12 protein-coding genes are annotated in these 16055 nt (G+C 29.3%); 6 read left to right on the top strand and 6 right to left on the bottom strand.

The features are described from left to right. Positions 1 to 49: 49 nt before the first annotated feature. Positions 50 to 328, bottom strand: coding sequence for a hypothetical protein (locus ACRBBL_RS04700; RefSeq protein WP_431367864.1), 279 nt, complete (start codon positions 326 to 328; stop codon positions 50 to 52). 411 nt (positions 329 to 739) lie between these two features. Between ACRBBL_RS04700 and ACRBBL_RS04705 the strand changes: the two genes are divergently transcribed. Further along, on the top strand, positions 740 to 1111 hold the full coding sequence (locus ACRBBL_RS04705; protein WP_431367865.1) for a helix-turn-helix domain-containing protein: 372 nt from the start codon (positions 740 to 742) through the stop codon (positions 1109 to 1111). Here ACRBBL_RS04705 and ACRBBL_RS04710 read toward each other — a convergent pair. The 3 genes from ACRBBL_RS04710 to ACRBBL_RS04720 are packed head-to-tail and all read right to left on the bottom strand — an operon-like array spanning position 1108 to position 1991. Beyond that, positions 1108 to 1338 carry a hypothetical protein gene (locus ACRBBL_RS04710; RefSeq protein ID WP_431367866.1) on the bottom strand — a complete coding sequence of 77 codons (231 nt, stop codon included), beginning with the start codon at positions 1336 to 1338 and terminating at the stop codon, positions 1108 to 1110. The genes ACRBBL_RS04705 and ACRBBL_RS04710 overlap by 4 nt on opposite strands. Continuing rightward, complete coding sequence (locus ACRBBL_RS04715; protein WP_431367867.1) at positions 1328 to 1903, bottom strand: hypothetical protein; 576 nt, start codon at positions 1901 to 1903, stop codon at positions 1328 to 1330. Before ACRBBL_RS04715 ends, ACRBBL_RS04710 begins: the two co-directional genes overlap by 11 nt. Then, a complete protein-coding gene (locus ACRBBL_RS04720) occupies positions 1863 to 1991 on the bottom strand; it encodes a hypothetical protein (protein ID WP_431367868.1) in 129 nt (42 codons plus the stop codon). The genes ACRBBL_RS04715 and ACRBBL_RS04720 overlap by 41 nt, the downstream gene beginning before the upstream one ends. 360 nt (positions 1992 to 2351) lie before the next feature. Between ACRBBL_RS04720 and ACRBBL_RS04725 the strand changes: the two genes are divergently transcribed. Both ACRBBL_RS04725 and ACRBBL_RS04730 read left to right on the top strand, forming a co-directional pair. Further along, positions 2352 to 5606 carry a hypothetical protein gene (locus ACRBBL_RS04725; protein ID WP_431367869.1) on the top strand — a complete coding sequence of 1085 codons (3255 nt, stop codon included), beginning with the start codon at positions 2352 to 2354 and terminating at the stop codon, positions 5604 to 5606. An 18-nt stretch (positions 5607 to 5624) separates the two neighbouring features. Then, positions 5625 to 5867 carry a hypothetical protein gene (locus tag ACRBBL_RS04730; protein WP_431367870.1) on the top strand — a complete coding sequence of 81 codons (243 nt, stop codon included), beginning with the start codon at positions 5625 to 5627 and terminating at the stop codon, positions 5865 to 5867. A 280-nt stretch (positions 5868 to 6147) separates the two neighbouring features. Here the strand turns inward: ACRBBL_RS04730 and ACRBBL_RS04735 are convergent, their stop codons facing one another. Beyond that, a complete protein-coding gene (locus tag ACRBBL_RS04735; protein WP_431367871.1) occupies positions 6148 to 7431 on the bottom strand; it encodes a hypothetical protein in 1284 nt (427 codons plus the stop codon). Positions 7432 to 7673: 242 nt separating this feature from the next. Beyond that, positions 7674 to 7907, bottom strand: a complete 234-nt coding sequence (locus ACRBBL_RS04740; protein WP_431367896.1) for a tyrosine-type recombinase/integrase — start codon at positions 7905 to 7907, stop codon at positions 7674 to 7676. 653 nt (positions 7908 to 8560) lie between these two features. Here ACRBBL_RS04740 and ACRBBL_RS04745 point away from each other — a divergent pair. The 3 genes from ACRBBL_RS04745 to ACRBBL_RS04755 all read left to right on the top strand — a co-directional run bounded on the left by ACRBBL_RS04745 (position 8561) and on the right by ACRBBL_RS04755 (position 16053). Beyond that, the gene (locus ACRBBL_RS04745; protein ID WP_431367872.1) at positions 8561 to 11209 is read left to right on the top strand and encodes an N-6 DNA methylase; all 2649 of its coding nucleotides are present in this window, start codon (positions 8561 to 8563) and stop codon (positions 11207 to 11209) included. 9 nt (positions 11210 to 11218) lie between these two features. Continuing rightward, the gene (locus ACRBBL_RS04750; protein WP_431367873.1) at positions 11219 to 11599 is read left to right on the top strand and encodes a DUF6660 family protein; all 381 of its coding nucleotides are present in this window, start codon (positions 11219 to 11221) and stop codon (positions 11597 to 11599) included. A 119-nt stretch (positions 11600 to 11718) separates the two neighbouring features. Continuing rightward, a complete protein-coding gene (locus tag ACRBBL_RS04755; protein WP_431367874.1) occupies positions 11719 to 16053 on the top strand; it encodes a CusA/CzcA family heavy metal efflux RND transporter in 4335 nt (1444 codons plus the stop codon). Positions 16054 to 16055: the final 2 nt, after the last annotated feature.

The raw sequence follows: 16055 nt of genomic DNA on the forward strand, positions 1-16055 counted from the left end.
AATTAAGGCTATCGTAAAGATAGCCTTTTTGAGTAATGTTATACCTTGATTAATTTGCGGCAACAATTTCTTCCATTGTATAACCTTCACATAATGCATAAGCAATATTCATAATTTGTGTGAGTTCTCCAATTGTAAGATCGGGAATTGCATTTGAGGCTTGATGCATTACAATAAATGATCTGTCTTCACATTCTTCCGAATCCTCATTGATAAACATTTCACTTGAATCCTCATTCACTAATGCTTCATTTGAAGCTAACAGGGTAAAACTCATGGTGCTAAACATCAACAATAACACCAAACTAATTGAAAAGATTTTTTTCATTTTGTAAATAAATTAAATTATGCCTACTCTTAATAATGGTTTTCGGCGTTTCCCATGAATTACTGCAACACAACTCTACGAGAATAGGGGGAATTTACACTATGAATTAACCTTAAAACTATAACTATGAAAAATTGAAAAAATTTTATTTTATGTTAAATTTACTCTTTGTTAATAGTTGACTGAAAATAGGACTATCTTAGTTTTTTACTATATTAGTTGCGTGAAAAACTATAATAGAATTGTCTTTGACAGTCCTATTAGATTGCTTTTACTTTCGATTGAACAAAATTTTAATCTTTAAAAAACTCTTTCGTCAGTAAAAGACTATAAAACTGAAACAAATATAATTTATTATTTTATAAAATCAACTAAAACTTTATAAAATGATGAATTATTTTATATTACTTAATGGAAATCAAAGAGAAAATAAAGGACATTTTAAAGTTTTACAATCTAAGACAAAACAGCTTTGCGGATAGAATTGGTGTTACTCCGCAAACAGTTAGTGATGTTTTAAATGATAAGAAGAAAGCAGGCGATAAAATCATAATAGGAATTTTAGATAATTTTCAAGATATTAATCCTCTTTGGTTATTTAGAGACGAAGAAGAAATGCACGCTAGTAAAAACGAAAAGAAAAATCTTTCCGACTTTTCAAATGAAGAAATTGCATTGCACGTAATTAACAGAGAATCCGAGTTTTTAAATATTCCTATTTTTTCTAATTTGATTGAGAAAAAAGCGGCTATGAAAGCAATCGAAATCTTAAATAATGTTTAGCTTATGTTACACATCGCTTTGTAGTAATCAATTGCATCACTTTTATTTCCATTAAACTTGGAATCAATCAATTTTTTTAAAGTTTCTGAGAGCTTTTCAATTTCATTTTTCTGTTCTATTGCTTTTTGAATAGTTAATAACTCTAAATCACTTAAATAATCATCATAAATAGAACTATCTATATATCCCGAATTTTTCACGCTAACTTTATTCTTTTTAGTTTTCATTATCCAAGATAGTTTTATGCGTTACTGTTCCTCTTTGTTTTTTGTATTCAATTAATTTTTCGTCTTTTATAAATCCTTCTTTATCTAAAGAATATAAAAAGGAAATTAAATTCCTTATTGATTGTTTTGTTTTTTCAATCCCTAAATGATATCTACTATATATCTTATTAGAAATCAATATTGGTATTAAACTTAGTATTGCTATTGAACTGTAATATGCAGGCTTTGGCAAATCACTTGCCGCCCAAAAAATCCAAATGAATTGATAAATAGAAGAATATAGAAATATATGTCCGCAGATTTTAAAACAAATTTTTGGTACTCTTTCAAATATGTATTTGGAAGCAAGTATCAATAATGATGAACATATAAGTAATGAATAGGGTGTACCAGAAGCATAAGTAAATGCCCTTAAATTATTAAAACCAAAAACTTTGTCCTTTGACGTTTTGCTTAAAAAAATATGTATGTAAGGTGCAATAAAAGATATTACAATTATCGCACCCACTAATACAATAAGTACTTTAGTCTCTATCGGCAGGGCTTTGTACTTCTTCTTTATCAATTCCGAATTGTTCGTTTTCATTTTCTACTGTTGGAGGTGTACAAGCTACAAATGTTAATACAGCCATGATTGCTAATAATTTTCTCATAAATAATAAGTTTTTAAAGATTAAAATTTAATAAGAAAAATACTATAATGCTTGCAATTGATTAGCTTGTTGAAAAATTAGTTATTTACTATTTATCAACATTTTAAAGCATAAATAAACTAAAAACAAAAATAATAAAGTAACATAGTTCAGATTACTGTTAAACCATAAAAGACTTACGGTTTATGATTATAGTTTAGCATCTGTATAATAAAAATGATTTCCTTACGGTTTTCCGTAAATAGGTGCTTTCTTCGATATCAATTAAATTATATTGAATATGATTTAGATAGTTTAAATCATAATTTTTCCTACAAATTAAAATTCTTATTGTAAATTTCAACCAAGATTTTATTCACTATGAAAACTCCAAGAAATCCCCTTATAGGATATACTTATCAACAACAAATTACATTTCTATTCTTAATAATGATGGATGCTAAAAGAAACTTCAACTCATTAGAAATGGAAGCTGAAGTGAACCATAATTTTGATGACCTTAAAATTAGTTGTGATGATGGAGTTTTCTATTTTCAAATCAAAGATTTTAAGGATATAAAATTGAAAAATTTGACTTTTTTAAAAAATCAAGTTTCTATAAAAGGTAAAATTCATAAGCTATCAACTCAAGGAGTTAACATAATATTTTTCAAGAACATAGAATTGAATACGAATAGTAGTATTTTCGGTTTAGATTCTTTCCTCACAAATAATATACACATCATATCATTATCAAGACTAGAACTAGACGAGATAATAGATGATTTATATGGTCAAAATAATGAGAGAAGACTCGTTATTGAAAAATTTTTCAAACAGTCTTTAGATGACAGAAAACTTTTGATAGAACGACGAGACTTACCTGTAATCAAAGTCTACGATACAAAATTAATTGAAGAAACAATTAATGTAGGTAAAGAACATTTAGAATTTTCAAATATACTTTTTATTGAAGGTAAACCAGGCATTGGAAAAAGTCATTATGTAGATAGTCTAGCTGAAATTTATGAAGAAAATATTTTATATCGTTTTTGGATATCTAATCAAGATAAAGATTATAGAAACCGATTATTATATGATAAATTTTTATCAGATATCTCCAAAAAAATATACCGAGACTATACTTCAAGAGATGAAAACGAAATTATTAATAAAATTAAAGAAAAAGGAAAGTTAATCATCATTGATGGTTTAGATCACGTTGAGAATTACAATAAAACAGACTTAACAAAATTTATTTCATTTATTAATTTACTGTGTAAAAAATGTAAAGTTATTGTTTTGTCAAGACCCTTAAAAACAAATATTACTTGGAAAAAACAGATATTAACAAATTGGAATAAAAAGCAAACTATTAAGGTTGTCAAGGAATTATATCATATTGAAAATTATAGAATAGGTAATAGAATCTTTGAATTAACAGATGGTTATCCTATTTTAGTTCGATTCATTTGTGAACACTATAAAAAAAATGATGAGATTCCAGATTTAAAAAAACTAACAGGAATAGACGATTATTACAATCAAGTTCTTGAAAATGTTGAGACAAAAACTGCCTTAACATTGTTCTTAACTTCAAGGAGTTTCTTTATGAAGTCAGAACTGAAACTATTTCTAAAAGATGAATTATTTGACTTAGCTAAAGAATTTATAAAAGCTTACCCTTATTTGTTTGAAATAAGACTAAACAGAATTTCTTTATTTCATGATAGTTTCAATAAATATTTGAGAGAACTTAATATCAATTTCTTAAACAGAAAGGAAAAAGTAAATGAGATAGTTTATTATTCTATTCTTAATCAAGAAGCAAAATTTATATCTCGATATTCTTATTTTGATCTTGATAATAAAATGAAGCTAGATATTATTAAAAAGTTTTGTTCAATAAAAGTTTTTAAAGAAATCGCAACCAAGTGCATTGATTACGAAGCTTTACGATCATTTTATAACCAAATAAGAGAAACTTTAAGCTATGTGTCCTGTAATGATTTAAGCGTGCAAAGTTACTACGATTTATCTTTAATCTTAAATACTGTTATAAGAGATCATGTTTCCACCAATAACCAATTTTTATATACTTATGTAAAGTCTTTGTTATTTAATGGTTTTACAATTAAAGACATAACAAGCTCTGGGTATTTATTTGGTACTTTCTATTATATTATGGAACAGGATTTTACTTTTTTATATAATTTAAAAAGCAATGACCATTATGGAACTTCACGTTTTCTTGAAGAATTACGTAAACATATTGATAAAGAAAATTCTTTTTTTGAAATACATGAAAACCCATTAAAATTAAATGAACCAATAGGTCATTATTTAGATAGCAAAAATCTACATTTGACACAAAATCTTATTGCTATTTTAACTAATTTATACATTTACAAAACATCTGAAGAATCATTGCTTGAACTACAAAAATGTATAGTAGAATTTATTGATGGAGATGAACTCGAAGGTATTAATCAGTTAAGGATTATATTAAAAAAGAGAAGTCTTAATACAAACTTATACCATCCTAAATCAATTCTTAATAAAATAAAAAGAGAACTATTTGCTTTAGGAAAACTGAAAAATGTAAATCCGTATCTGCATAATAGTTTGAAGGCTTACATTCAAGAAAATAATCATATTGGTTCTTTTGAAATGTGGGTTAATGTCTTGAATTATTTACGATTATCTTTAAAGGAAAAAAGAAAAATTGATATTACAGATATAGGTCATTTTTGGTATATGTATCATGAAAGAAAGGACTACACAATTATAAATATTTATGATGCCTATAAAGTATTTGAAGAAAATGAATTAATAAAAGAAAAGCAGTCAATAAAAAATATAGTTTTTGCACAAAGCATATCTGAGAAAGGAATACAATATATTTTGAGAGACTACATAAACGATCATTCTCCCAAAATACTAGAAAAAATAGAAACACATTTTGACTTAGATGACTTACAAGTAATTTGGTTCGATTTATCTACAAAACATATCAATGCTTTTTCAGATAATCTATTTGAACACGCTTTAAGTGAGTTTTTATATAATCATCAGTATAGTCGAAAAATTGAATTTAAGGATATAAAGAATGTTTTCGCATCTTCAAAATGGGTTGATTTACTAAAGATTTTAAAATTTGTAAAACACGATATCCGTATTCCCAATGATGCTCCAGAACTAAATGAACTAGAAAAACATGATATTGTAATATGTCCCTACGATACAGAGGATGATTACTCACCTATGTCTAGTAATGAAAGATATAATGATATGATTTTAGATTCTAAAGACAAAGATTTTATTCTTGAAAAAAAATTAAGTATTCTTGAAATTTCAAAATGCTTAGATGGTAATTATTCTTCGCTAACGGATTTAGAAATCTATAAATTATACTCAAAAGATGTAGTGTCTAAGAACTTAAATGAGATTTTATATAATGCCATGACAGCTAAGACATTAAGAACAAATAGTTTTGGAAATCTTTTCCATTTTGTTGGTAATCTACCTAGAATTGTTAATGATTATCACGAAAACTCCAACATCGAAAAATTGTTTGAAAGTTTCAATATATTTCTTGAACTATCATTGTTAAACGAAAATAAGTATTCAAATTAATGTTAAAAATTATTAAATATGAGCATCGAACAATCATATAAAAAGTTTCAAACGATTAAGGATAAAACATTCAATCACATGATTGATGTGTTGAAACATTTTGTAAGTATTAGTGGAGTCTTACTTGCTATTTTAATTTCATTCAATTCCAATCCAACGAATAAGGCTACTCTTTTTTATTGTGTATTGTATTGCTTGATTATCTGCATCTTTTCGGGAACAATAGGTCTATATATCTTTGATACAATTAAGGAGAATTAACAAAGATTTTGCAAAAGCTGTAATGAAACAAATTAGGGAGAATAAGAATACTCACGATCCATTGATTACTAAATACAATAAGTTAGCCTTATTGGTTGAATTTATTTGTTTTCTTTCATTCTTGACTTCTATGATTCTATTGGCTATTTATGCAATGCCGTAATTTATACCTAAGATAAAACCAAACATTTTTGATAGTTTAGAATTATTTTATGATATTATAAATAGCGAAAGAGTAATCTTTCCAGTACAACGGTTACCGGTGTTGTTTACAGTTTTTTTACCAATTCAAATGAAAATTTCCTTCTATCATTTTATGATTATACTGAATTTCATTTCTACAATCTTCCGTTCTCAATACATACATAGTTTTTTGACTTTCTATATATTTCGGTTTAATATTTATCGTTAATTCTCCTTCATCGTTAAAATCTCTTGCTAAAAGTGTCCATTTAATTTTGATTTCTCCTTCTTTAGCTAATTTTGGTGTTACTATTATCTGTTTACTACTAGAAGTGTCTTTTTGGATTATGAAGTTTTTTGAAGGTTCAAATAAACCAAATCGTTCATTAATCCAAGTAGTGGCATTGTAAGTCTTTAATTCATTAATTCTGGGTGGATTTACTTGTATGCTCTCAAAATCTCCTTCTATTCGAAATGATAGTTTAAAATCATCTATTCCTGAACGACCATCATTCTTAATTTTGAGCTTAAAACTAAATTCTTGTTTATCTTTTATTAAGTTATTTAAAATTCTCGGAACTATATTTGTGTCTAGTTTTTGCTTTGGATAAGTACTTTCAATATATTCTTGACTTTTGATGTCAACTCCATTAATTAAAATTTTGTCACTTGTTAGAATATTGTCAGATATTTTATTTGAAAAGTTAAAGATTCTATTTATAAAACTCGATTTGTTTTCGTTCTGAAATTCTTTAAATGCCTTTTGAAAAGCAGTTTTTTCTTCAAGTTTTTCAGTATCTGTTTGTAAACGATAAGTCACATTATTTTTGATGAATTCAGGCGAAACATTTTTTTCTGATTTGTCATTTTCAAAACTTATATATACAGATTTTTGGCTCGCGAAATTTTGATTATTAAGATACCAATTTTCAATATTATCGTATTCTTGAATTTTTCTTGAAAAATATTCCCAAAAACATATTTGCACTCTGAAAATACCACTTTTAATATGTTTTAAATTTATTTCTCGAACGTATTCTTCCAAGTCTCCATCTTTTTGAAAACTTGTTGCGATAACTAATTTCTCTAATTTAGGTGTAAATTCTTTTGCCTTTTCTATTTCTTCATCAATAGTTGCTTTGGTTAATTTTTGAATTTTACCATATTTACAGAATAGTTTTGTGTTTTTACATTGAATTCCAAAATAATTTTTTTCGTTTTTTGGTACACAACAAATATCTACACCTTTTTGTTTTGAGCCACTTTCAGAATTAAATTCGATATCGTCTGGAACATTCCATATTTCTCCCCAAAGTTTTAAAGCCAAGTGTTCAAAACTTTGCCAATTTTGTGGTGGGTGAATTCTATTTTGTTCAATCATTTTCTATATTTCAAATGGTGCTCTGAAATTGTACACAACGTATGCATGTGGCTGTCAGAAAAGTGTATTGAAACGTCATTCTGAGCTTGACTCAGAATCTCATCATGTTGATTTTCAACTGTTATGAGAAACCGAATCAAGTTCGGTTTGACGAAATATGTACTTTTCAGACAGCCTCATTTCCACTATAACCAAACCTATTTATTTTTAAGAATTTAGTTATTTTTAAAACTACAATTTTCTTACTCAAAGTCAAAGTCATCTAAAGGATTTTTTATGTTTTCAATACTCGTTTGTGTGATATGCGTATACATTTCTGTAGTTTTAGAACTTTGATGTCCTAATATATACCGTATATATCTTAAACTTATGCCTTTTTCTAATAAATGCGTTGCGAAGCTATGTCTTAGTGTGTGTGGTGTTACGTTTTTAGTAATTTGAGCATCTGTGATATATTTATGTAGAAATTTCCGAATACTTGATGCAGTACATGCACCTCCTCTCTACCCTTCAATTAAATAGTGTTTAGGAGCATACTTTTTAGTATAATTTTTTTATTTTTTAGTTCACTCATAAACAAGCTAATAGATTTTAAATCCTCAACCAGAAATTTCAAATTTCAAGCCTGTTAATTGAAATTATCTGATAAACAAACTAGAAAAGTACAAATCAGAAAAAAGCTGTTAAAACACAACTATTTTTCAAAAAACGTATCACTTTTACTGCTAAAAACTTGAATTTCGCCCTCATTTTATCAAAAAACCACCTTCTTTAAAGACTTCCTACAATTTCTTCTTACAATCTACGTGCAATGCACAAAATTTTACAAAGGATTTTCCAATTTCCCTTCGTAGCTTAGTGTTTTAAACACTAAGCAGAAAAAAGCATGAATATTTTTTTGATGTAAAATATCGAAAAAATAGGATTTGGAATTTATTTTTTGTCGTCACATTAATTTTGTTTTGATCAAAAATATTTGATGAACTCAATGTTTGCCAATCACTTGAATACAGTTTCTTTTGCTGAATCAAAAGTAAAACCGAACATATTGTTCAAGTACCAAAAGTTGACAAATGATATTGAAATGGTGCTTTGTAGCTTGGTATTTTCAATACTAATTTATTAAAATATGAATGTACAAGTAATACAAAATACAGCTAAAAACGGAATTGAAATTGTATTTTCGAATCCTATTGAAAAAGAACTAATTGTATTCTTACAGAAATTAGGTTTTAAGCACTTTTTTAAAAGTGAAACCAAATGGTATGCAGAATATCATCCTTCGTATGTTCGTTTTGCGCATGATCTAAAAGAAGCAATAGAAAATGATACCGATTGGCGCGTTATTCCAATTTTCCCATCTTTTGAAGCATCTGAACTACGTATAGATCAATTAAAGTTTTGCATTGTTAAAATGAAATTCAAGAACGAAGATTATTTTATAGAAGATGAATATATCATTTTTGAAAATTATAAACGAATTGCAAATGTCATTGCAGAACGATTCGTTTTGAAACATTTTAATACGTCTCCTGAATCCATTACCATACATCCGCGCAACTATAAAACAAGAGCTAAGGATTTATTTGAAATTGGTGCTGTTATCAATGTAGATGCCAAAGGGCAGTTTTTGCCTGTTGACATCCCTTTTTATTTATGTGCGTATTCTAATGACAATGAAGATATTGTTGTTAATGAAAATTCAGAGGATAGTATTGGTATTGATAACACACATCAAACAATCGAAACAGGTATTTTGGATGATCAAATTGATTTTGATAAACTTCTAATTTTAGAGGTCATCGACAAATTAGTATCTATTGAACAAACTACCAAGGTTACTGACACGCGCCTCATTCAGACACTAATTACAGAAATTGAAGAAGCTTCTACTATTGATTTAGAAACGCTTCGTCAAGATAAACTCAAACACATCATCCGATTGTATAAAGAATGGTTTGAAGAGTTTCCAAATTGCTTTAAGGCGAGTGTGGCTATCGCGATGCATCCACTTGTTGATCTTACCAAAGAACGTTTTGAAATAAAATCGTTCGCTACTGATCTTGTCTTTACCAATTATCAAGTAAATAATGTACTTGCGCCTTTATACGTGCATGAATGTTTTCAAAAAGGTGCAATTCCCTTGCAACACATACCGAAGCTAAAAATTCAATTCCCACACTTATTTGAAGTCACTATTGAAACGTTAGATACACTATCTGAATGTGAACTTTTTGAAGTATCACAGTTAAAAAAGGATGACGATTTAGATATGAATATAAATTGTCGTGAACTTAATAGATATTGGCAAATAAATGGTTTTGACATTTTGAATAATATTGGCTATCCTACTGATTTACAGTATCCTTATATAAGTTTAATTGAAGGGTATGTTTCTGTGCAAACATTACAACAAATTTTAGACGATAAGAAACAAAAGTATCGCTGGCTATATCTGATACAGAACTTTAGACCAATAGCTGATCTTTCCACAGGAATGGATATCATTGATCGGAAACTACAAAAGCTTGCTGAAAAGTTGACTGATTTGAAAACAGGACAAAGTTTACTAGATCATTCATATACGGAACTTGTCAAAAAACGTGAATATGTTCAAGAACAAATAGACGCTTTATTTGTGTCGAAAAAGTGTATTGAATCCTATATTGAAAGTATGCTCTCCAAACAACTGGAAGAAACTGATTTTGTAGATACTGATGAAGTAGTAATAAAACCTATCGTTCCTAAGTTTGATATTGATCGTTTTGTAGCTGGCGTGGCACTAATATATCACACTCATAAAAAACCAACGCTTGAACAAATTCAAAGCTTACTAAAGTTGTCAAATATCCCAGATCAACAAACACTACAAGAAGCTGTAGAAGTAAGCACAATAGATTTTTTCAGAAGGAGATATAACAATGATAAAGACGAATTTTGGTTAGATCGCATGGAACATTTTTGGAGACATTTACATTTCGATAGAAACTTTATAGATGATAAACAGCGGTTTGAACATAGTCACATTCTCCCCTTACCCATTGCCGCTATGATTGCAAGATATTTACAAATGGATACAACCACTTCTATTTTCAATCCCACCGCAGGAAGTGGAAATTTATTAGTTGGCGTAAGTGATTGTGTTATTCATGTTAATGAAATATCTAAATTAAAACGCAAATCACTTAAATTTTTGAATTTCAATAAAATAACCAACTACGCCCCTACGTCAGTCTATCCAAAAGAAATGCATAAGTCTTTTGATGTTGTTGTCTGTAATCCACCATTTATGAAATCTACCAAAACAAAAAATGAAAAGTTGGATATCATTGAGGAGTATTTAGATAATGCCTATTTTATGGCTAATGATTTTCAGGTACGAGAATTAATTTCTGCACTAGCACTCTTAACTATGAAAGATGATGGTAAAGCGGTTATTGTACTAAATTCACATATTGTATTTGATAAACAAGGACGAATCAAATATAAAAGAGATTTTTTCAATTGGATTTATAAGCATTATACTATTCGTGATATCATTAACCTAGATACTTCCATCATTACAAAAGATTCAACCAAAAAACAGAAAAAAATGTTGATTTTGATTGATGGACGAAAAATAACACCATCGCATAATACCCCTACAAAAGAAAGCCAACCACAACTTGCAGACGTGATTGGTACTTTGAATAGACTTTGGGAGCGTCTTCTTGTAAATAAAATTCCAATGATAGAAATTATGATAAAACAGCTTAAAATTGCTATAAAAAAAGTTTAATATAAACTAGTGAAGCATAAAGATCGTCAAATAATTTTTGCACAGCGATTGCAACAAATAATTCATATATTTGACCAAATGAAATTTTTAGCTGCAATATTATCAATATACATCTTTACACTAAACTTTCTCCCATGTGGAGATAGCAGTAATGCAGATAACGAAATCAAAATAGAAATTTCCCATGATGTTAATGACGATCATGGGCATCAAGATTCTGATTTGTGTTCACCGTTTTGTCATTGTAATTGTTGTCACATCAATGTTATGCAATTTAAAATTGTTGACTTTACTTTAGCAACAATAGATATTTCTACGAAAATTTTTCATTATTCGGATGGATTAATTAAAAATTTCAATCCAACTATCTTACAACCTCCACAAGTATAATTTAGTTTTTACAGGATAACTACACCCTTTTTTAAGCAAAAAAGGAATTTTCATCACTTCGTATTACAACTATAATCCGTTGTAATTCGGACTGTTTTAACTAAATTAATACATTTTCTATGATAAATAAAATCATTGATTTTTCAATCAATAACAAGTTTATTATTGGTTTGTTAACCCTTACCATTATTGGAGCAGGAATTTGGAGTATGACTAAAGTACCCATAGATGCTGTTCCTGACATTACTAATAATCAAGTACAAGTAATTACCCAATCTCCAAATTTGGGAACTGAAGATATTGAGCAAATAATTACCTATCCCATAGAGATCGCAATGAGTAATCTTCCAAATGTGGAAGAAATACGTTCAATCTCTCGCTTTGGTTTATCTGTTGTTACAATAGTTTTTGATGATGATATGGGAACATATCTTCCTCGTCAATTAGTTTCAGAAAAACTAAATGAAGTAAAAGAACAAATTCCCGAAGGTTTTGGAGAGCCATCAATGGGACCAATTTCAACAGGATTAGGAGAAATTTATCAATATACTTTAAAGGTAAAACCTGCATACAGCAACAAATATTCTATTGCCGATTTACGTACAATGCAAGATTGGATTGTACAACGTCAAATGGCAATGGTAGATGGTGTGGTGGAAGTAAATGCTATAGGTGGTAAGGTAAAGCAATATGAAGTAGCCGTTGATCCCAATGAGTTAAAAGCAATAGGATTAACAATTATAGACATTTTTGAAGCACTTGAAGCCAATAATCAAAATACAGGAGGTGCTTATATTGAAAAAAATCATCAAGCCAATTTTATACGTGGAGAAGGTTTGGTACGTAATTTTGAGGATATTAAAAAAATTACGATTAAAACCATAAACAATATTCCCATTACAATTAGTGATGTTGCAACTGTTCAGTATGGCTCAGCTATCCGTTATGGTGCTTTAACACAAGATGGCGAAGGCGAAGTTGTTGGTGGTTTAGTAATGATGCTTAAAGGTGCTAATTCTAATGAAGTTATCGACAATGTTAAAAAACGAATGGAACAAATCCAAAAGTCGCTACCTGAAGGTGTTGTCATAGAGCCACTTTTAGATAGAAGTAAATTAATTGGCGAGACAACTTCTACGGTAGCAAATAACTTAATTGAAGGTGCGTTGATTGTAATATTCGTACTTATATTCTTATTAGGGAATTGGAGAGGAGGATTAATTGTTGCTTCAACGATACCTTTATCATTACTTTTTGCTTTTATATTAATGAATGCTTTTGATGTTTGGGCAAACTTGATGAGTTTAGGAGCTATTGACTTCGGAATCATAGTGGATGGCGCAGTTATCATTGTTGAAACTACAGTATTCTTAATTGCTTCACAGATACTCAAAAAGAAAAAAATGTCTTCCAAAGAGAGAAATGATATAGCATCTTCAGCTTCAAAAAAAATGATGAATGCAGCATTTTTTGGTCAGTTAATTATTCTAATAGTTTTTTTACCAATTCTAGCGTTACAAGGTATTGAAGGAAAAATGTTTAAGCCAATGGCATTAACTTTTATTTTTGCAATGATTGGTGCAATGGTTTTGTGTCTTACTTATGTACCAATGATGTCAGCTTTGATATTGAGAGCGCCTAAATCCGATAAAAAGTCGTATGGAGATAAATTTGTGCATTGGGTAGAACGTAAATACCAACCATTGTTAGAAAGTGCCTTAAAAAAAGGGAAACTCATCATTGGTCTTGCTATTGGTTTGTTTGCACTAGCGGTTTTTATATTTACTCGAATGGGTGGCGAATTTATACCACAACTCGATGAAGGTGACATTGCATTTCACGCTATCTTAAAACCAGGGAGTTCTTTAACTGAAACTATTGAAACAACCACTAAAATTGAACAAATTGTAAAGGCAAAATTTCCTGAGGTCGATAAAATTGTAAGCCGTATTGGTGTTGCTGAAATACCCACCGATCCAATGCCAATGGATATTGCTGATGTTTTCGTAATTCTAAAACCAAAAAGCCAATGGACAACGGTTTCTTCTAAAGATCAACTCATAGAAGAAATGAAAGATGTAATTGAAATTGTTCCAGGTGTTAATTATGAATTCACACAACCTATAGAAATGCGATTCAATGAATTGCTTGAAGGTGTACGAGAAGATATTGCCATAAAACTCTATGGCGATGATATCAACCTACTTTCTCAAAAGGCGCAAGAAATATCTAAAATTATAGCAGGAACACAGGGTATTGGAGACATGAAAGCCGAAGCCACAACAGGATTGCCACAAATGACGATTACTTACAATAGAAATAAATTAGCACAATACGGACTTCAAATCAACAACCTCAACAAGATGGTGCAATCTGCATTTGCAGGAGGTAATGCAGGTGTCATTTTTGAAGGAGAAAAACGTTTTGACTTAGTAGTTCGCTTAAATACCAAAAGCAGAAAAGATATTACAGATATTCAAAATCTTTTTATCAATATTCCATCAGGAGTCCAAATACCACTTCGAGAAGTAGCGGACATATCATACAAATCGGGTCCAATGCAAATTAGTAGAGATAACACTAATAGGAGAACCTATGTAGGAATAAATGTTAGAGGTCGTGATGTGAAATCATTAGTAACTGAAATTAAATCAAAATTGGATACGCAATTAGAACTACCATCAGGCTATTTTATTCGTTATGGTGGCGCATTTGAAAATTTGGAGCGTGCAAGCAGTCGTTTACTAACCGTTGTTCCTATTGCATTGTTGCTTATTTTTATATTGATCTATTTTGCACTAAAATCATTACCTCAAACATTAATGATTTACATTGCAATTCCAATGGCTACTATCGGTGGTGTTGTAGCATTGTGGCTAAGAGATATGCCATTTAGTATATCGGCAGGTGTAGGCTTTATTGTACTCTTTGGTGTTGCTGTTTTAAATGGACTTGTAATGATTAGCGGACTTAATGAATTAAAGGATGAAGGCGTAACCAATCTAAAAGACAGAATTATTGAAGGTACAAAAAGAAGAATTAGACCTATTATGCTTACAGCATTTACAGATGTTTTAGGTTTCTTACCAATGGCTATTTCAGCATCTGCGGGAGCAGAAGTTCAACGTCCATTGGCTACCGTGGTTATTGGCGGACTATTGACCGCTACTTTACTCACATTATTTGTTTTACCCATATTATATCATTGGGTAGAAAATAAATCTTTCTCATTGAAACCAAATAAAAAATTAGCTACACCAACAATCGTAATAATTATGTTATTTAGTTCTTTAGCACAAGTAAACGCCCAAAAACGCAACGATGTACTTACAGAAATAACATTGCAAGAAGCCGTAGAAATTTCAAAAAATAATTATCCTTTATTAAAACAAAGACAACTAGAAGTAACCAAACAGGAAAAACAAAAAGCAACTGTTTACGAACTTGGAACAACTAGAATCTTTACAGGAGGAGAAGAAATAAATAGTGATAATGGAATATATACAACTATTGGCATTGGACAATCCAATATAGATATATTCGGTATTGCTCCAAAAAAGAAGTTACAGCAACAACGTATACAGTTAGCTGAAAAAGCATATCAATTATCTGAACTTGAATTGGAATTGGAAGTAAAAAAGGCATGGTCTAATTGTTACCAAATGAAAAGAAATTATCTACTCTACAAAGAATTAGATACTATTTATTCAAAATTTGAACAAGCAGTTGCTTTGAATTATGAAGTGGAAGCTATTTCTAAATTAGAATATTCAGCAGCTAGAAATCAATATTTTCAAATTAAAAATAAAAAAGAACAAGCATATAGTAATTATCTAATTGCTTTACAAGAGTTAAACCTATGGTTGGCTTCGGAAAAAGTATTTACAGTTTCAAAAGATTTTGATATTGAGCCATTTTCTAACGTAGATAATTTTACAATAGAAAATCATCCTTCGTATACTATCTCACAAAATATTGTGGCAGAAGCAAATGCAAAGTATAAAGTTGCCAAAGCTAATAACTTACCTAAATTCAATATACAAGGAGGTTTACAAAGAGTCAATGGCAATTCAGGATTCTACAGTTATCAAGCTGGTATTTCAATCCCTTTTTTATCAGGTACGAATAAATCAAGAACACAAACAGCAAAAATTGATACAGAGATTGCAGAAATCAATGCTAAATTTAGAAAAAAAGAAGTTGAGTCAAAATTTATTCAGGCTAAAGAAAATTATTTAAAATGGAAAAAAGCTTGGAAGTTTTATGAAAGCCAAGTGTTACCATTAACAAAAAATCAGAAATCAGGTGCTTTGTTGGCATACAGAGAAGGTGAAATTGATTATACAGCATTTACACAACTCATAAAGGAAGCCATCGAATCTGAACAGCAAGCACAAACGGCTTTATCAAATTATTTAGAAAGTACTTTTCAATTACAATATTTTAATCAATAAGA

The sequence above is a fragment of the Kordia sp. genome (genome assembly GCF_050633145.1).
In the GTDB taxonomy this organism is placed as follows: Bacteria; Bacteroidota; Bacteroidia; order Flavobacteriales; family Flavobacteriaceae; genus Kordia.